The organism is Amycolatopsis sp. NPDC114505 (assembly GCF_055633615.1).
In genome coordinates, this window is sequence record NZ_JBVKDV010000002.1 from 80,317 (window position 1) to 97,885 (window position 17,569).

Annotated in this window: 12 protein-coding genes; 5 read left to right on the forward strand and 7 right to left on the reverse strand. The window is 73.0% G+C overall.

The features are described from left to right. The first annotated feature begins 254 nt into the window (after positions 1-254). A complete protein-coding gene (locus ACZ7OU_RS18380) occupies positions 255-1,718 on the forward strand; it encodes a class I adenylate-forming enzyme family protein (protein ID WP_470256001.1) in 1,464 nt (487 codons plus the stop codon). Here the strand turns inward: ACZ7OU_RS18380 and ACZ7OU_RS18385 are convergent. The 6 genes from ACZ7OU_RS18385 to ACZ7OU_RS18410 form a co-directional block, all read right to left on the reverse strand. Further along, positions 1,715-2,023 carry a nucleotidyltransferase domain-containing protein gene (locus ACZ7OU_RS18385; protein WP_470256002.1) on the reverse strand — a complete coding sequence of 103 codons (309 nt, stop codon included), beginning with the start codon at positions 2,021-2,023 and terminating at the stop codon, positions 1,715-1,717. The genes ACZ7OU_RS18380 and ACZ7OU_RS18385 overlap by 4 nt on opposite strands. Then, positions 2,020-2,463, reverse strand: coding sequence for a YdeI/OmpD-associated family protein (locus ACZ7OU_RS18390; RefSeq protein ID WP_470256003.1), 444 nt, complete (start codon positions 2,461-2,463; stop codon positions 2,020-2,022). The genes ACZ7OU_RS18385 and ACZ7OU_RS18390 overlap by 4 nt, the downstream gene beginning before the upstream one ends. A 58-nt stretch (positions 2,464-2,521) precedes the next feature. Continuing rightward, positions 2,522-3,226: a S1 family peptidase gene (locus ACZ7OU_RS18395; RefSeq protein WP_470256004.1), complete on the reverse strand. Its 705-nt coding sequence runs from the start codon at positions 3,224-3,226 to the stop codon at positions 2,522-2,524. A gap of 141 nt (positions 3,227-3,367) precedes the next feature. Further along, positions 3,368-4,333 carry a trypsin-like serine protease gene (locus ACZ7OU_RS18400; RefSeq protein ID WP_470256005.1) on the reverse strand — a complete coding sequence of 322 codons (966 nt, stop codon included), beginning with the start codon at positions 4,331-4,333 and terminating at the stop codon, positions 3,368-3,370. Positions 4,334-4,383: 50 nt separating this feature from the next. Continuing rightward, positions 4,384-6,378 carry an FG-GAP-like repeat-containing protein gene (locus tag ACZ7OU_RS18405; protein ID WP_470256006.1) on the reverse strand — a complete coding sequence of 665 codons (1,995 nt, stop codon included), beginning with the start codon at positions 6,376-6,378 and terminating at the stop codon, positions 4,384-4,386. A gap of 121 nt (positions 6,379-6,499) precedes the next feature. Beyond that, a complete protein-coding gene (locus tag ACZ7OU_RS18410) occupies positions 6,500-7,006 on the reverse strand; it encodes a hypothetical protein (protein WP_470256007.1) in 507 nt (168 codons plus the stop codon). A gap of 377 nt (positions 7,007-7,383) precedes the next feature. On the opposite strand from ACZ7OU_RS18410, the gene ACZ7OU_RS18415 reads away from it, so the two are divergent. The 3 genes from ACZ7OU_RS18415 to ACZ7OU_RS18425 all read left to right on the forward strand — a co-directional run bounded on the left by ACZ7OU_RS18415 (position 7,384) and on the right by ACZ7OU_RS18425 (position 12,716). Continuing rightward, a complete protein-coding gene (locus ACZ7OU_RS18415) occupies positions 7,384-11,427 on the forward strand; it encodes a polymorphic toxin-type HINT domain-containing protein (protein ID WP_470256008.1) in 4,044 nt (1,347 codons plus the stop codon). Next, a complete protein-coding gene (locus ACZ7OU_RS18420) occupies positions 11,427-11,996 on the forward strand; it encodes a hypothetical protein (RefSeq protein WP_470238883.1) in 570 nt (189 codons plus the stop codon). The genes ACZ7OU_RS18415 and ACZ7OU_RS18420 overlap by 1 nt, the downstream gene beginning before the upstream one ends. Before the next feature lie 213 nt (positions 11,997-12,209). After that, positions 12,210-12,716 carry a hypothetical protein gene (locus ACZ7OU_RS18425; RefSeq protein WP_470256009.1) on the forward strand — a complete coding sequence of 169 codons (507 nt, stop codon included), beginning with the start codon at positions 12,210-12,212 and terminating at the stop codon, positions 12,714-12,716. Here ACZ7OU_RS18425 and eccCa read toward each other — a convergent pair whose 3' ends face one another. Beyond that, a complete protein-coding gene (gene eccCa / locus ACZ7OU_RS18430) occupies positions 12,717-16,643 on the reverse strand; it encodes a type VII secretion protein EccCa (protein ID WP_470238881.1) in 3,927 nt (1,308 codons plus the stop codon). Between the two features lie 143 nt (positions 16,644-16,786). Between eccCa and ACZ7OU_RS18435 the strand changes: the two genes are divergently transcribed. Continuing rightward, positions 16,787-17,563 carry a WXG100 family type VII secretion target gene (locus ACZ7OU_RS18435; RefSeq protein WP_470256010.1) on the forward strand — a complete coding sequence of 259 codons (777 nt, stop codon included), beginning with the start codon at positions 16,787-16,789 and terminating at the stop codon, positions 17,561-17,563. The last annotated feature ends 6 nt before the right edge of the window (positions 17,564-17,569 follow it).

Consider the following 17,569-nt stretch of genomic DNA (forward strand, 5'->3'; position numbering starts at 1 on the left):
GACGGGCCACCTCCTTCCTGAAGCGAATACCCCTGGCGCGGTGGTCCGCGCGGTGTGAAAGTCACGCTAGAAAAGAGCTTGGTGTGGTCAAACGGCACAACTGCCGGTCGTACTGACGGCACTTATACCCACAGGGGTGGCCCCGACCGGCCGTCTGCCGTGGCATACGGGGAAAACCGCTGGTCAGCGCGATTCTGCCGAAATTCTGAGATCCGCCCGGTAGACCCGGACGCCCCGGGCGAAAGGCGGTCGAGATGGTCCACCCGCAGGCACTGCTGGACGAGCTGGGGCGCGCCCCGGACGTTCCCGCGTTCGAACACGGCTCGCACGTCACGTCGCGGCGCGAGCTGCGGGAGCTGGTCGGCCGGTTCACCGCGGGCCTGCGGGCGGCCGGGCTCGGCCCGGGTGACGGCGTCGGCATCGCCACCGCCGTCACGCCGGCGGGGTTCGCCGCGATCATCGCCGCGCAGGTGCTCGGCTGCCGGGTCGTCGGGGTGCGGCCCGGCCTGCCCGTGCCGCAGCTGCGCCACGTCGTGGGCGACGTCGGCGCGCTGGTCGTCGACGCCGCGTCCGAAACACCGGAGCTGCTCGGCACCGTCGCCGGCCTGCCGATCCTGCGGGTCGGGCCCGAGCTGCTCGCGAGCTACGAGGAGCCGGTGCCGCGAGGACGCCCGGACGACATCGCGACGGTCGTCTACACGAGCGGCAGCACCGGCGTGCCGAAGGGCGTCGCCTACAGCTACCGCGCCCTGAGCGAAGGCCGGGTGTGGCAGGCGCCGGTGCCCGGCTCGGCCCACGAACGGCTCGGCGCCGGCTTCGGGCGGTTCCTGTTGTTCGGCACGCTCACCAGCGCGGTGATGCTGGAGCAGCTGGGCGTGTGCCTGCTCGCCGGCGGCACCGCGGTGGTCCCCGACGAGCTGCCGGACTTCCCGTGGGTGCTGCCGCGGCTGCGGATCACCGCGGCGCTGATGACCGTGCCGCGGCTGCACCAGGTCCTCGACGTGCTGCGCACCGAGGACGTCGACCTGAGCGGCCTGCGGACGCTCGTCGTGGCCGGCTCGCCGGTGCCGCCGCACAAGCTGGCCGAGGCACTGGAGCTGATCGGGCCCGCGATGCACCACGCCTACGGGCAGACCGAGACCGGGATGCTGACGATCTGCGGCGCCGGCGAGGGGCCCGGATCCGTCGGGAAGGCTTGTGACACCGTCGAAATCGAGGTCCGCGACGGCGCGGGCGTGCCCCTGCCGGCCGGCTCGGAAGGCGAGGTCTGGGTGCGGACGCCGTCGGCGCTGGCCGGGTACTGGCGCGACGAAGCCACGACAGCGGAGGTGCTGCGCGACGGCTGGGTGCGCACGCAGGACCTCGGGTCGCTGGACGCCGCCGGGTACCTGCACCTGTCCGGCCGGGCGCGCGACGTCGTGATCGTCAACGCCGTCATCCACTACACCGGCCCGATCGAGCGCGCGATCGCGGCGCACCCGGACGTCGACCAGGCGTACGTCGTGGCGGTCCCGGACGAGGTGACGGGCGAGGCGGCGCACGCGTTCGTGGTGCCGGTCCCCGGCCGCAAGCCGGACCTCGACGCGGTGCGCAAGGCGGTGGCGGCGGAGCTGGGGGAGGCGGCGGTGCCGGCGCGGTTCAGCTTCGTCGGCGCGGTCCCCGTCGCGCCGTCCGGAAAGCCGGACAAGGCGGCGCTGCGGGCGTCCGTCGTGGACTAGAAGTGGGTGCGGACCCCGAAGACCTCGCGGAGGTGACGCATGTCCGCCGCCGCGGACACGCACGGCACCTCGACGCCGTCGATCCGCCCGGTGACGAAACAGCCTGCGGGGTAAGGGAAAGTCCCGTCGGGAGCGGTCTGGACGGCCGATCCGTCGGCCGCGAAGACGAGCGGATGCAGGTCGAGGTCGCGGTGTTCGCGCGTCTGCCGGCCGAGGAGTGCGTCGATGCCCCAGCCGCCGGCCAGCCAGACCTCGGCGCCGGCCAGCGCCGTGAGCACGCGCAGGACCGTGCGCGCGTCCGTCACTTCCCGGCGCGCAGGTCGGTGATCACCTTGGCGACGCGCCGCTGCCGGGTCTCCTCGGTCTTCGCCTGGCCGATCGGCAGCACGAACCGCTGTTTCGCGCTGTAGGACAGGCTTTCGAACCGGGCCCGGGCCTCGTCGTCGGCGGCCAGCGCCGAGGCCAGGTCCGCCGGGATCTCCAGCTCGCGCGGCGCCGTGTCCAGGGCGACCTCGACGTCGACCTCGTCGCCCGCCGCGACGCCGGCCTGCTCGCGGTTCTCCGCGCTGAGCGGCAGCAGGTACTGCCCGCCGCGGCTCGCGATCGTCGAACGGTAGGTGTGCCCGCCGAGCTTCACGGTGACCGCGGGCTTCTTGCCGGCGCCGAGGGCCTCGACGACGTCGCCGGGCACCGGCAGGCCGGTCGCCGTCTTGCCGCCGAGCAGGACCGTGGTGCGGAACTTCATCACGCGAGTATGCCCCGGGCCGGCCTCCCGGGCGGTGAGGCCGGCACGGGGCCGCGTGTCAGACGCCGGCGGTGGTGCGGATCCAGCTCCGGCTCGACGCGATGCTCGCGTAGTTCTGCGTGCCCTGCGGGTTCGACCCGGAGTTGCTGCCCGTGGAGCACACCCCGACCTGCAGGCCGCCCGAGAGCTGCGGGCCGCCCGAGTCGCCGTGCCACGCCGAGCCGTTGATGCCCTGGCTGGCGATGGCCGTGCCGCCGAACGCGTCGGTGCTGGTGCCCGTCACGCGCACGTTGGCGGTCTTGAGGGTGGTCGACGGCGGGCTGGTGCCCTGCGTGCGGCCCCAGCCGTAGATCTGGTTGGTCGACCCGGTCGCCGGGTTGCCGGTGCCGAGCTTCATGAACGTCGTGGTCACCGCCGTCGTCAGGTGCAGCAGCGCGATGTCGCCGTTGGGCGAGGCCTTCTGCTGGTCCACAGTGGCGTTCGTGCCCTGCTGCAGCGTCACGTTGCCGACCTTGACGTGCATGCCCGGCGAGTTCAGGCAGTGCCGCGCGGTGAGCACCCACTGCGGGGCGATGATCGTCCCCGAGCACTCGAACCCACCGTACGTCGTCACGTTGTTCCAGTAGATCTGGGCGCCCCACGGCGCGGAGGAGACGGTGCTCCCGCCGATGATGTCCTGCTGGGCGTCCGCGACCCCTGCTGAGACCACGCTCAGCGCCGCGGCGGCAGCACCCACCGCGGCAACAGCCCTCGACATTCGCATGAAAATGCCCTTCGGCCCGGGTGATCCGGATATTCGTCCCGAACGGGACGACCAGCTCACGCTAAAAGCCGTGAAGGATTCGCGAAACCTACCGAAGTCGGGAAACCCTTCCCCGGGACGCGTGTCCCGGGGAAGGGGCGGTCACTTCGCCGTGGCGGAGACGGGGTCGGTCGGGAGGCTCGTCGACCCGGTGCGTATGCGCGCGACGATCCGGTAGTACCGGGTTTTCCCCGTCGTCAGCGAAGTCTCGGTGTACGAGGTCGCCGAGGTCTGGCCGAGCAGGTGCGCCGCGTCGATCGGCACCTGCGCGTCGTCCCCGCCGTAGACGGTGTAGGAAGCGCTGCTCTCCGCGGACAGCGGCGACCACGAGACGGTGATGCTCTTGCTGCCGCCCTGCGCGGCCGGGGCGAGCACCTGCTGGCGGATCCAGCTGTTCAGGTCGTCGACGCGCAGGCCCGTGGTGCCCTGCCGCGTTCCGGATTCGGCCAAGCAGCCGTGCTGCCACGACGACCCGGCCACCGCGAAGATCTCCGTGACGCCGCCGATCTCCCGGATGACCGGCGCGCCCGCGTCACCCTTGCAGGCGTCCGCGCCGCCGGCGCCGGTCAGCGCGAGCGTCCCGGTCGTGCCCGGCGCCGTGGTGAAGGTCGCGGAATGCGGCTGGTCCGGCACCCACTCGGTGGCCGTGCGGCCGTACCCGACGAGGCGCAGCGGCTCGCCCATCACCAGTGAGGACGCGGGAAGCGCCACCGCCGGGTCGGTGACCGCGGTGTTCAGGCGCGCCAGCGCGAGGCCGCGGTCCGCGCGGACGACGACGTTCGTCACCTGCGCGGTGTGGCCCGGCCGGCCCACGAGCACCGTCGTGGCCTTGGCCGGGACGCCGCCCTGCGGGTTCTCCGGGAAGCAGCCGGCCGCGGTGAGCACGAAGGCGGGCGACACGAGCGCGCCGCTGCAGCCCCGGCCGTCGGCGGTCAGCTTGGCGGCGAAGGGGTAGGCGTCGGTCGGGGTGCCGTTCGAGACGGCGGACGCCGGGGTGGCGCTCACCGCGGCCGCGGCGAGCAGCGCGGCCGAAGCCGCGACGACTCTCGATCCGGTGCGTGAAGGCATCGAAGTTCTCCTCGATCGGGATGGCGGCCTCGGCCGCCGGGCGGGGTGGCTCAGAACATCGCCGACTGCGCGGCGTCGAACGTGCCGTTGCTGCTCCACTTCACGCCTTCGGCGTCGAACCCGCCGGAAGCGGTGGCGTGCCAGCGGAACAGGTTGGCGTTCGAGCTGCCGTAGTCGTAGGTGGCCAGCAGGTCGGTGCGGCCGTCGCCGTCGAAGTCGCCCACGGTCCACCGGGACTGGCCGAGGTTCCACACCCCGGTGCCGGTGGTCCACTGCGTCACCGGGGCGTCGACGCCGGTGGTGGTCGCGTGCCAGGTGCGGAACGTCAGGTTCGCGCCGCCGAGGTCGATCGCCGCGCCGAGGTCCGTGCGCCCGTCGCCGTCGAAGTCGCCGGAGACGAACTGCGCCTTGCCGGACGGGATCGCGCCGTTCCACTTGACGCCCTGCGCGTCGAACTTCCCGGAAGCGTTGGCGTACCAGAGGAACAGGTTCGCCGTGTTGTCCCGGTAGTCGTAGAACGCGGCGAGGTCGGCCCGGCCGTCGCCGTTGAGGTCGCCGGCCCGCCAGGTCGACTGGAGCAGGGCCCAGTTGCCCGGCCCGGTGCGCCACTGCGTGACCGGTGCGTCGAACCCGTTCGCCGTCGCGTGCCAGGTCAGCACGCTCAGGTCGGCGTTGCCGTTGTCGTAGGCGGCGGCGATGTCCGTGCGGCCGTCGCCGTCGAAGTCCCCGGCGGTGAACCGCGCGTTGAGCGGCCGCAACGCGCCACTCCACTTGATGACCGCGGCGTCGAAGCCACCGGAAGCGTTGGCGTACCAGACGAAGAGGTTCGTGCCGCCGTCCAGGTAGTCGTAGAAGGCGCCGAAGTCGGTCCGGCCGTCGCCGTTGAAGTCGCCGGTGACCCAGCGGGCCCGGGAGGCTTCCCAGCCGTCGGCGCTCCACTTCAGCTGCGGGGCGTCGACGCCGGCCGCGGTCGTCGGCCACACGTACACGCCGGTGCGGGCGTTCTTGAGGTCGTAGCCTGCGCCCGCGTCGTCCTTGCCGTCACCGGTGAAGTCGTTGCCCGGTGAGACGGGAGTGGTCGCCGAGATCACGTCGGTCGGCGTGCTCGTCCCGCCGTCGGCCGTCGCGGCGACGACGCGGTAGTAGCGCGTCTGCCGGCCCGGCAGGCCGGTCTGGGTGGCGGCCGTCGAGCCGGTGGTGGCCAGCAGGTGCGCGCTGTCGATCGGCACGTCCGGGGTGGCCGAGCCGTACACCCGGTAACTCGCACTGTCCACTGGGGACAGTGCGTGCCAGCCGACGGTGATCGCGTGGCCCACGGCCTTGGCCGCGGGGGCCAGCGCCTGCTGGCGGACCCAGCCGGCGATGTCGTCGGTCCGGGCGGCGACGGTGCCCTGCCGCGTCGTCGTCTCGCCGAAGCAGCCGTGCTGCCACGACGTGCTCGCCACCGCGACGACGCCGGTGCCGCGGAAGATCGGCGCACCCGCGTCGCCCCGGCAGGCGTCGGTGCCGTTCGTGCCGGTCAGTGCGAGCGTGGTGGCGGCCGACGACGTCGTCTTGAACGTGCCGGTGTGCAGGGTGTCGGGCACCCATTCGGCCTCGGTGCGGCCGTACCCGGCGAGGGTGAGCGTCTCGTCGGCGCCTGCCACGCCGGTGCTCAGCGGCAGCGGGGCGATATCGGTGATCGGGACGTCGATCCGCGCGAGCGCGATGTCCCGGTCACCGCGCACGACGACGTTCGTGACGTTCGCGACGTGGCCACCGGCACCGCCGAGCACGGTCCGGCCGACGGTCGCGGTGGTCGCCTTGGCGGGCACGCCACCCTGCGGGTTTTCGGGGAAGCAGGAGGCGGCGGTGAGGATCAGGTCGGGTTCGACGAGCGCACCACCACAGGCGCGCCCGTCGGCGGTCAGCTTGGCGGCGTAGGAGTGGGCGCCCGGGACGGCCGCGGTGCCGTGGGAGACGGCACCGGCGGGCGCCGCGGTCAGCGCGGCGGTGGCCAGGACGGCCGCGGCCACGGCGACCGCTCCGGTCTGTCGGGTGGACATGTGTTTCCCCTCGAAAAGATGTTTTGCGCGCGAACGATTCGCGGGCGCGGAAAACCGCGCCCGCGGAAATCGCGGACGTAACGGCGCCGAATGGCCGGTGAATACGGGACCGGCGTCGGGGTCAGGCGGAGGCGCGCAGTTCCAGCAGCGTGGAGGGGTCGGTCCCGGCGCCTTCGCCGATGCCGGTCCAGCCGTTCTTGGCGACCGGGACCGTGCTGTTCTGGCCGTTGATCTCGACGGTCGCCTGGACGGTGTGGCTGTCCCCCTTCACCTGGTAGGCGAAGGGCACCTCGAGGCGCAGGGAGCCGGTCGAGCCGGTGACCTTGAAGCAGTAGTGGCCGGGGTCGGGGCTGTGGTCGGCGGAGTTGTAGGCGTGCACCTCGAGCAGGCCGGACGCCGGTCCGCAGTCGACGAGGGTGATGTGACCGTCGCCGCTGATCAGGGTCAGGGCGCGGTCCTGCAGGACCTTCGCGGCGCCCGGGTACGAGTAGTCCTCGACGATGGACGGCGGCGTGTCGTCGGACGGCGACGAAGCGCCGGTCGCGGCCGATGCGCCGAAGGCCGTACCGGCGATGGCCAGTGCGGCGCCTGCCGAGGCCACTGCGGTGATGCGTGCGCGAGCGCGCATGACTTCCCCCTCAGGTAGTCGAAAATGCGGCATGACCGGATCGCGGCGAGAGCTTCGCCGCGACTGGACACGAAAGGGCTGCGGCCGACCCCGAGCGGACGCGATCCGGACTTTAAACGGCTTTCGGTCGCGGAGTCAACAAATGTCCGTCAAGCTGACTCGGCTCCCGGTGTGATCTTGTCCGGCTCACCCGAATGCGGCTTCCGGAGGGTTCCTTCCTTCTGCTAACTTTCGACCGCTTCGGGGGAGGAGTGAAGGCGGGAAAGCCTTTTCTGTTCGTGGTGCGCGGTTTCCGGACACCGGTTGCCGGTGGTCCCGTGCGCTCGTTTCTCCCCGGTGGCACCAGGTTTTCCGGTAGGTACGGGAGGGACGGCCAGGTGCGGTTCACGAGGATGAAGAGCGCGGCGAGAGCGCGCGCGGCACTGGCGGTGACGCTGGTCGCCGCGGTGGGGGCGGGTGCGGTCGCGGTGCCCGCGCCGGCGGTGGCGGAGACCGCCGGGCCGGGCGAACGCGCGCAGGTGGTCGCCTTGTGGCAGGCGGGTGGCCCGGCGACGAAGGACGCGGCGGCCGCGGCCCTGGTGGGCTCCGACGCCGAGGTGCACACGTTCCTGGCCACCGGCAAGGCGGTGGCGGCGGAGCACGACGACCGGATCAAGGTCAGCCAGCTGCTGACGTTCGCCGGGTCGGGCCTGCGGCGTGCGTCGCAGACGGCGCTGAACGGCACCGCGGCGGACGTGCACACGTTCCTGGCGACCGGCTGGCAGCAGCCGTGGCGCGACGACAACCGCGCCCAGGTCTCGCGGTACATCGCCACCGGTGGGCACTGGGTCCAGGTGGCGGGGCAGAAAGCGCTCGACGGCAGCGAGTCCGACGTCCAGAAGTTCCTCGACTCCGGCCGTCAGCAGGCGCAGAACGACGACGACCGGATCAAGGTCAGCCAGCTGCTGACCACGGGCGGTCCGGAGGTCAAGAAGGCGGCGCAGCGCGCCCTCGACGGGACCGTCGAAGACGTCCAGGCGTTCCTGGAGACCGGCTACGCGCTCGCGGCCGAACGGGACCAGGAGACCACCAGCGTCGCGCACCTCGCCGACCTGGCGCGGGACGCGGGCGCGCAGGCGGCGGCCCAGACCAAGCAGGCGCAGGACGCCGCGGACCGGGCGATCGCGGCGGCGCAGCGGGCGAAGGAAGCCGCCCAGCGGGCCGCGGCCGAAACCCAGGCGGCGCGCGACTCCTCGGTGCAGGCGGCCGGCGCGGCCGGGCGGGCGGCCACCGCGGCGCGCAGCGCGGCCGAAGCGGCGAAGACCGCGATCGGCGCGGCGGCCGAGGCCAACCGCGCGTCCCGCGTCGCGGCGAGCGCGGCGGCACAGGCCGCGACGGCCGCTTCGCTGGCGGAGCAGGCGTGTTCGCGGGCGTATTCGGCGGCATCGGCCGCGGCGGCGGACGGCGCGCACGCCGCCGAAGCCCGGCAGGCCGCGGTGGACGCGCGGAACGTCGCGGCCGGCGCCCGGGCGGCGGCGGACGCGGCGAACGCGGCGGGGCAGGCGGCGGACGCTTCGGGCCGGGCCGCGGGTGCGGCGCGCAGCGCGAGCTCCAACGCGGACGCGGCGGCGTCGGCGGCGAGCGAAGCCGCGGGCTACGCGCGCTCGGCGGGCGCGAACGCGAGCCAGGCCGAGCAGGCGGCGGCCACGGCCCGCGCGGCGGCGGCCCGCGCGAACCGGGCGGCGAACGCGGCGGAGTCCCTGGCGAACCAGGCGGCCACGGCGGCCCGCCAGGCCCGCGACGCGGCGAACGCGTCGGCGGCCCACGCGGAAGCGGCGGCCACGGCGGCCGACCAGGCGGCAGCGGCGGCGGAGCAGGCGAAGAAGGACGCGGACGCGGCGGCCCGCTACGCGGCGTCGGCGAAGACATCGGCGGACACGGCGACCACGGCGGCGGACCAGGCGGCCCAGCTGGAGAAGACGTCCCGCGACGCGGACGCGGCGCGCTTGGAGGCCCAGAAGGACCAGGCGATAGCGGACGCGGAAGCGGCGAAGCAGGCCGAGGACAACCGCAAGGCGGCGGGCGAGTGGAAGGCCGGCGAGGCGGCGGCGAGGTCGGCGGAGACCCAGCGCCTGCTGGACGAGGCGGCGAACCCGGCGACCGACCCGGAGACCGTCGTGCTCGACATCCGCAAGGCGGCGGTCCAGCTCCTCGGCAGCGGCGGCCCGTGGACGAAGGCGGCGGCCGCCTCGGCGCTGTCGGCCGACGCGGCCGGGCTCAAGCAGTTCGCCCGGACCGGACTCGCCACCGCGACCCAGCAGGACGACCGCGCCAGTGTCGCGAGCCTTCGCGACACCTCGGACAACACCCGGTTCCAGCAGGCGGCGCGCACCGCGTTCGCCGCGCCGTACCCGCAGGTCGCGGAGTTCCTCCGGACGCGTGACTACCCGGGCAAGGCGGACGACGACCGCGTCGCCGTCCAGCTGATCCTCAACACCGGTGGGCCCGCCACGAAGGAGGCGGCCAACCGGGCGCTCAACGGCAGCGCGGCCGACATCGCCGAGTTCCTGCGCGCCGGCCAGTACGTCGCGGCGGAACACGACGACCGCATCGCCGTCACGCGGTTCCTCACCACGGGCGGCCCGGAAGTGCAGGCCGCGGCCCAGGCCGCGTTGTCCGGCCCGGTGTCGTCGCTGAAGACGTTCCTGCAGACCGAGCAGTACGACGCTGAGCAGCGGGACATCGACACCGCCACGCACGCCGCCGACGTCCACCGCTTCGTCACCGAGGCGGCGAGTGTCGCGGCGACCGCCCGCGCCGACGCCGCCACGGCGGCCGAAGCCGCGGCGAGGGCGCGGAACGCGGCTGACGAAGCTTCGCAGGCGGCGGCGGAAGCGCGGCGGCAGGCCGATCAGGCCAAGGTCTACGCCGACCAGGCCCGCGAGTCCGCCGAGCAGGCCCAGCGGTCGGCGGACCAGGCGGCCCAGTCCGCCCGCCAGGCTCGGGGCGCGGCGCAGAATGCCCAGCGCGACGCCCAGTCCGCCGCGGCCTCCGCGACCCGCGCCCGCGCCTCCGCGGTGCGGGCGAACAACTCCGCCGCGGCCGCGCAGACGTACGCGGAACAAGCGCGAGCTTCGGCCGTCGCGGCCGGGAAGGACGCGGACGAGGCGGCGAAGGCGGCTGACGAGGCAGCGAAGATCGCGGCGGACAAGCGGGCCGCGGAGGACGCGAAGAACCAGGAGAGCGGTTCCGGAACGGGCCCGCTGACCCCGGACGACGAAGCCGCGCTGCGGGCGGCGGGCGGACAGGAGCTGGTCGACCAGTACAACCAGGCGAAGGCGCTCGCCGAGAAGAGCCTCATCGACTGGATCATCGAAAACGGCGGGCAGATCCTGATCGACCTGTTCATCGGCGGGATCAAGGCCTGCGTCAACGACCCGGGCATCGTCAACTGCATCATGGGCGCGGTCGACATCGCGTCGCTCGGCCTCGCCGCGCTCAAGGCGTTCGAAGTCGGCAAGGCGCTGTGGCGCATCATCGCCGGCGTCGGCAGGTTCGTCGACGACGTCGCCCGAGCCCGGACCTTCCTGGGCCGGGGCAAGGAGATCATCGAGGCGGCCCGGGCCGGGAACTGTTTCCCCGCCGGGACGATCGTCCAGACGGAAACCGGACCCGAACCGATCGAAGACGTCTCGGCCGGCGATCGCGTCTGGTCGAAGGACCCGGTCACCGGCGCCTCGCAGCTGAGGGCGGTCACCGCCACCTTCCACCGCCAGGTGGATTCGCTGGTGGTCGTGGGGGTCGGCACGACCCTCGTCCGGTCGACCACGGAGCACCCGTTCTGGGTCACCGGAAAGGGCTGGACGTCGGCGTCCGACCTGCGGGCGGGCGACGAGCTCGACTCCGGGGACGGCGCACCGGCGCGGGTGACCTCGCTGACGCGGGAAACCGCGGCGGTCACGGTCTACAACTTCGAGGTCGAGACCGATCACGACTACCGCGTCTCGCAGCGCGCGCTACTGGTGCACAACATGTGCAAGCCGCTGCCGAACCAGCTGCCGGGCAACCTGGAGAAGGAGCTGGCGGACGCCGCCCGCGTCAACGTCCGGCCGGTCCGGGCCGCGCAGGGCGCGGAGCTGGACGCCGCGCTCGCCCGGGCGGACCTGGAAGGGCAGATCAAGTGGGCGATCCTGGAGGACGGTAGCCTCGTGGTGATGCCGCACACGGTCCAAGGGCTCGAGATCTCCCACGCCGTCCTCAGTGGTGGCCAAGCGGTCCGGGCGGCCGGCGAGGCGACCATCGCCGGGTCTGCCGAGATGGGGTACTACGGCCTGGAAATCTCCAGCCGCAGCGGCCACTTCGTCGGCAGCGACCAGGCACTCTGGGAGCCGATCCGGCGGCTGGGCATGGACGCGTTCGGGAAGCTGGGTATCCACTTCTGATGGCGGACGTGCTCGGGAGCCTGGATTCGGTGCCGTGGCGGGAACGCTTCGAGTGGTGGCTGGCCGGCGGCCGCCTGGCGGACGACGCCGGGCCGAACGTCTGGCTCGGGGTGGTGCAGCTGCTGACCATGCCGCTGGTCCGGCAGCTGCGGCACCCCGAGGCGACGGGGGACCGGCTGCCGGCCGCGGAGCTGGACCGGTACCTCCGCGCGGCCGACGAGCTGTTCACGTTCCTCGAACAGCGGCAGCTGATGGACGCGCACGACGTGCTGACCCGGCGGCTCGCCCTGGCGGCCGCACTCGCGGCGTCCGGGATCCCGCTCCCTGACTCGCCACTGGCGGCCGACCGGGTCGTCCGTTCGGTCCTCGCCGTGGTCACCCCGGAGCGGCTGGCCGAGGCGGAACGGCTGGGGGCGGTCTGGACAACCCTGGAGCGAGCCGAAATGCTCCGTGTCCGGCACCTCAAACAGCTCATGAAGCTCGCCCTCGAGCTGCGTGAGCACCTCACCGACCCGGCCATTGCGGCCACTGTGTCGAGCTGGCAGCCGGTCGTTTCCGCGTTGCCTTGAGCGAGCCGGCCGGCCTGCGCGTCGTTGCGACGGGCAGGCCGGCCGGGGAGCGCGGAGTTCGCCGGGAAGTAGAGTCTCCCCGCGTTTGCACACGAGGGGGAACCATGGCGGCGCCGCAGCACGATCCTGAGCTCTTCGACGAACTGATGCGCACCGAACTGAGCCGGCAGCCGGTTCGCCGTCGCGACGCTCGTCTCCGGGCTCATCGGCGGGTTGCTCGCGCCGGTGTTCGCCGTCCTCGCCTTCGGGCAGATCCGCAAGCAGCGGCAGCGGGGGCGGGTGCTCGTGGTCTGCGGGCTGGTCGCCTTCGCCTGCTGGATGGGGTTCCTCGGCTACCGGATCGGCACCGGGACGGCGTGGTGGCAGCAGCGCCCGCAGCCGGACGGCTCGGCGGCCGGCGCGGTTCACGGGGCCGATCTCGTCGCGGGGGACTGCTTCTGGGCGCCGCCGGCTTCCGGCAGCACCGATGTCGTGCGGCGGTCGTGCGGCGAGGCGCACACCGGGGAGGCGTTCGAGGTGCTTCCGTTGGGGGCGGGGCCGATGCCGGACATCCTCGACGTCTACCGGCGCTCGCTGGCCCGGTGCGAGGCCGACGCCCGGGCGATCGCGGGCGTGCGCGTCCAGGTCGTCACGCCGACCGCGGAGACCTGGAACCAGGGCAAGCACCGCGCGGTCTGCTACTACCGCTTCGCCACGGAGATGATCGCGCCCGCGCGGTGATCAGCTCTCCACCGGCTTGGTCCAAGCCACCTGCACAAGCCCGGTCCCATGCCGACGGGAAACCAGCGTCCCCCGCCCCGGCGGCTGCGGGGACGGCTTCACATCCGCCAGCAACGCACCCTCGTCCTTCGTCCCCGACATGATCAACCCCGGCGATCCCAGCTCCCGCAACCGCTGCAGCACCGGCTCGAACAACGCCCGACCAGCCCCACCCGAACCCCGCACGATGATCACGTGCAACCCGATGTCCCGCGCCTGCGGCAAGAACTCGAGCAACGGCTGCAACGGGTTCCGCCCCACCGTCGCCACCAGCTCGTAGTCGTCCACCAGCACGAACAGCTCCGGCCCCCGCCACCACGAACGGTTGCGCAGCTGCTCCGGCGTCACCGATGGGCCCGGCAGGCGGTTGCGCATCGCCGTCGCGCACTCCGTGATCAGCTCTGTCAGCTTGCCTTCCGCGCCCGCGTAGCCCAGCAAGTGCGCCTCGGGCACCGCGCCGAGCAACCCTCGCCGGTAGTCCGCGACGATGATCGCCGCCTCGTCCGGGGTGTACGCCGATGTGATGCCCTGTGCCAACGCCCGCAGCAGCGACGACTTGCCCGACTCCACGTCGCCGAAGGCCACGAAGTGCGGGTCCGTCGAGAAGTCCAGGTACACCGGCCGCAACGTCGACTCCGCGATGCCCAGCGTCACCTGGTGCGGCGGTGGCGGCGCCAGCGTGTCCAGCGGGACCTCCGGTGGCAGCAGCCGGACCTGCGGCGCGCGCGGTCCCTTCCACGCCTCGGAAATCTTGCGGACCAGGTCGACGCCGCCCGCGCCGACCGTCTCCGGGCGCTGGTCGCCGTCGATGCGGGGGAGCGCCGCCAAGAAATGCAGCTTCTCCGCCGTGATGCCGCGTCCGGGGCGGTCGGCCGGGACGTTCACCGCCACCTTGCGGTCGATCGACGAGTCCATCGGGTCGCCCAGGCGCAGCTCGAAGCGTGTGCCGATCGCGTCGCGCAACTGCGCTCGGACGCCGATCCACTGGTTGAGCGAGACGATCACGTGGATGCCGAACCCGAGCCCGCGCGCGGCCAGCCCGGTGATCTGCTCCTCCAGCTGCTCGTACTCCTGCCGGATCGTGGTCCAGTTGTCCACCAGCAGGAACACGTCGCCGAACTCGCGTCCGTCGGTGCTCTCGGTGAACTCCGCCCGCCGCTGGCGGAACGTCGTGATCGACTCGATCCCGTGCGCGGAGAAGAACTCCTCGCGCTGCTCCAGCAACGTCGTCAGCTCGGCGACGACCCGGCGGCAGCGTTGCGCGTCGCGGCGGGTGGCGTAGCCGGACGTGTGCGGCAGCCCGGCGATCGGGGCCAGCGCGCCGCCACCCATGTCCAGCACGAACAGCTGCACCTCGGCCGGGGTGTGGGTCAGCGCGAGCATGCCCGCGATGTCCTTCATCAGCGTCGACTTGCCGCTCTGCGGGGCGCCGACGATCAGCGCGTGCCCGCCCGCGCCGGAGAAGTCGGCCCACAGCATGTCGCGGCGCTGCTCGAACGGCTTGTCCACCAGCGCCACCGGGATCGTCAGCTTCCCGTTGCCGCCCCAGCCGAGCGGGCACAGGCCGCGCGCGGCGTCCTCGCCCAGCGGCGGCAGGAGCTGCTCCAGCGTCGGCGGTTCGGCCAGCGGCGGCAGCCAGATCTGGTGCGCGGCCGGCCCCTTGCCGTCCAGGCGCGACAGCATCGCGTGGATGATCGTCTCGCCGGTGCCGTCGGCGGCCGGGGACTCCGCGATCTCGGTCGTCACCGGGATCTCCACCGGGGCCAGGGAGAACGGCAGGACGCCGAGCTCCTGCCCGTCCTCGCGCACGACCGTGCTGCGCGGCGGCAGCTCCCCGGAGACGTACGCGGCCTTGAGCCGGATCAGCGTGTCGGTGTCGGATTTCAGGTACGCCGAGCCCGGCACCGGCGGCAGGTGGTAGGCGTCGGCGACGCCCAGCACGGTCCGGCTTTCCGACGCCGAGAACGTCCGCAGGCCGATCCGGTACGACAGGTGGGAGTCGAGCCCGCGCAGCCGGCCCTCCTCCAGCCGCTGCGACGCCAGCAGGAGGTGGATGCCCAGTGAGCGTCCGAGCCGGCCGATCGCGACGAACAGGTCGATGAACTCCGGCCGCGCCGACAGCAGCTCGCTGAACTCGTCGATGATCACCAGCAGCGACGGCAGCGGGTCGAGCGCGACGCCGTCCGCGCGCGCCTTCTCGTAGTCGCGCACCGACGCGTAGTTCCCGGCCGCGTGCAGCAGTTCCTGGCGCCGCAGCAGCTCGCCGTTGAGCGCGTCGGCCATGCGGTCGACCAGCGCGAGGTCGTCGGACAGGTTCGTGATGACGGCGCACGTGTGCGGCAGGCCGGTCATCCCGGCGAAGGTCGCGCCGCCCTTGAAGTCGATCAGCGCCAGGTTCAGCGTCTCCGACGAATGCATCACCGCCAGCGCCGTCACCAGCGTCCGCAGCAGCTCGCTCTTGCCGGACCCGGTCGCGCCGATGACCAGGCCGTGCGGTCCCATCCCGCCCTCGGCCGACTCCTTGAGGTCCAGCTCCACCGGCCGGCCCTCCGGGTTGACGCCCAGCGGGATCCGCAGCCGGTCGCGGGCCGCGCGAGGCGCCCACGTCACGGCGGTGTCGGTGTCGCGCGGGTCGCCGATGCCGAGCAGCCCGGACAGCCCGAACGTCGCCGACATCGGCTTGTCGCCGACGACGGCGGCCGGCGTGTGCAACGGCGTCAGCATCCGGGCCAGTGCCTCCGCGGCGCCGCGGTCCAGGATGTCCGGGCGGCCGAGGAACCCGAGCTGCTGCTCACTGGCGTCGCCGACGACCATGCCCAGGGAGTCGGGGGTGGTGTGCAGGCTCAGCAGCCGCTCGGTCGAGTACGTCCGCGGGTGTTCCTGCCCGATCTCGATCACCGTGACGCCGAGCCTGCCGTCCTCGCCGATCAGCCGGGGCTCGCCGTGGGCGTTGCCGCGGTCGACGACGACCACCAGGTGCGGCAGGTCGAGCTCGGCCGCGGCGCGCCGGCTGAACACGGGCCGTTCGCCGAGGTCCGCGCCGAGCAGCTCGGCCAGGCCGGCCGCCGAGTCGGCGGCGAGGCGCCGGGAGCCGACGGCGTCGGTCGCGCCGGCCGCGGTCGCGTGCGGCAGCCACTTCGCCCATTCCCAGTCGTGCTGCCGGTCCGCCGGCACGCACAGCGCGACCCGCAGGTCCGACGGGGAGTGGAAGGTGACGAGCTGGCACAGCAGCGACCGCACCAGGCCGAGCACGTCCGGCCGCCGCCCGGCGATGGTGACCGCGGCGAACGAGCGCAGCGAAAGCGCCACCGGCAGGTCGTCGACCGTCGAGTAGGTGCGGATGAAGTGCTTGAGGCTGGTGGAGCACACCGGGTCCAGGTCCTCCAGGGGCACGGTCTGCGGCGCCTTCAGCGGCGTCGCCAGCCGCTGGGGCCCGGTGCCCGCGCGCACCTGCGCGAACTGCCCGTCGGTGCGCCGCCGGTCCCACAGCTTGCCGGTCTCGACGTAGGCCCAGAGGTCGGCGGGGTCGGGCTGGACGGCGACCATCGCGGCGCGCTGGCCGTCGGCGATGTCCCGGACCTGGGCCCGCAGCCCGGAGAGATAACGCTGGTAGTCGCGGCGCTCGTCGTTGATCTGCGCCTTCTTCGCCATGCCGCCGCGGCCCAGCGACATCACGACCATGCCGCCCATGGCGCAGATGAACAGCGCGCCGAAGATGTAGGTCATCACGCCGCCGTCGCGTCCGATGTAGACGAACGACATCGCGCCCATGCCGAGCATCATCGGCAGGAACATCATCAGCTGCATCATCCCGCCGGACGAGCTCTTCGGGAGCATCGGCGGCGACTGCAGCACGATCTCGGAAGGGCGCTCCGGCGACAGGCTCATGGGGTAAGGCTCCAGCAGATCGGGGTGGCTCTGACCGGTATTTTGGCCACTCGCCGACCCGGCGCGGTGGGTACTTTTGCCGTCCGCCCGCTTCCGGGGCCGAACTTACGCTCTGCCGAGCAGCCACCCGCGGAAGGAGAGCCATGGCCGGCGAGTACCGGGCTGAGCCCGAGGCGATGCGCTCGTCCGTCGGCAACGTCGGCGGCATCATCGCGCACGGCATCAACGCCGTGGCCGACCTCGAACGGCTCGTCGTGCAACCGATGTCGTTCGCGGGTTTCGGCAGCGCTGTCGCCGCCGCCAACGCCGCCCTGCACTCCAGCCAGGTCACCGCCGTCCGCACGCTCCTGCAGCTGCTGCAGCAGGTCAACGGGCTGGTCAAGGCCAGTGCCGACGCCTACCAGGCGGCGGACCGGGCCGCGGCCGCCGGCTACGGCGGGGGGCACGACGGGTCCGCGGCGCCCACGTCGTCGATCTGGGGGAGCTCGCACGCTTCGGAGCTCGCCACCCTGGCGATCAACGACAGCGCGGGCGCCCACGGCGAGCCGTCGTCGGTCGGGAACGTGCTGCGCTACCTGGGGGACGCGCGGCTCGGCCGGCTCGGGGACCACCCGATCACCGACACGCGCTTCCACGGCGTCGCCGACTTCAACGACTGGCTGGCCGGCGACGCCGACAACCAGGCGCGCGTCGGGCTCATCGAGGTCTACGCGGGTACCGCGCGCACCTTCTCCGACGTTCCCGGCGGCGTGCACAGCGGGGACGTCGTGGTGGTCGAGCCGTTGCTGTTCTCCGACCGCCAGCCGGTCATCGGCGTCGCCGGCGACGGCGGCCGCCTGTACAACCACGGGCTCCTCGACGCCCGCATCGGCGGTCTGGCGAAGGTCAGCGTCTACCGGCCCGCCTCCGTCGTCGCCTGATCGTCC

What these genes read in the sequence shown, in the direction of transcription:
- ACZ7OU_RS18380 (WP_470256001.1), top strand. Translation starts at nt 255, where the DNA reads ATGGTCCACCCGCAGGCACTGCTGGACGAGCTGGGGCGCGCCCCGGAC.
- ACZ7OU_RS18390 (WP_470256003.1), bottom strand. Translation starts at nt 2,463, where the DNA reads ATGAAGTTCCGCACCACGGTCCTGCTCGGCGGCAAGACGGCGACCGGC.
- ACZ7OU_RS18395 (WP_470256004.1), bottom strand. Translation starts at nt 3,226, where the DNA reads ATGCGAATGTCGAGGGCTGTTGCCGCGGTGGGTGCTGCCGCCGCGGCG.
- ACZ7OU_RS18400 (WP_470256005.1), bottom strand. Translation starts at nt 4,333, where the DNA reads ATGCCTTCACGCACCGGATCGAGAGTCGTCGCGGCTTCGGCCGCGCTG.
- ACZ7OU_RS18405 (WP_470256006.1), bottom strand. Translation starts at nt 6,378, where the DNA reads ATGTCCACCCGACAGACCGGAGCGGTCGCCGTGGCCGCGGCCGTCCTG.
- ACZ7OU_RS18410 (WP_470256007.1), bottom strand. Translation starts at nt 7,006, where the DNA reads ATGCGCGCTCGCGCACGCATCACCGCAGTGGCCTCGGCAGGCGCCGCA.
- ACZ7OU_RS18420 (WP_470238883.1), top strand. Translation starts at nt 11,427, where the DNA reads ATGGCGGACGTGCTCGGGAGCCTGGATTCGGTGCCGTGGCGGGAACGC.
- eccCa (WP_470238881.1), bottom strand. Translation starts at nt 16,643, where the DNA reads ATGAGCCTGTCGCCGGAGCGCCCTTCCGAGATCGTGCTGCAGTCGCCG.
- ACZ7OU_RS18435 (WP_470256010.1), top strand. Translation starts at nt 16,787, where the DNA reads ATGGCCGGCGAGTACCGGGCTGAGCCCGAGGCGATGCGCTCGTCCGTC.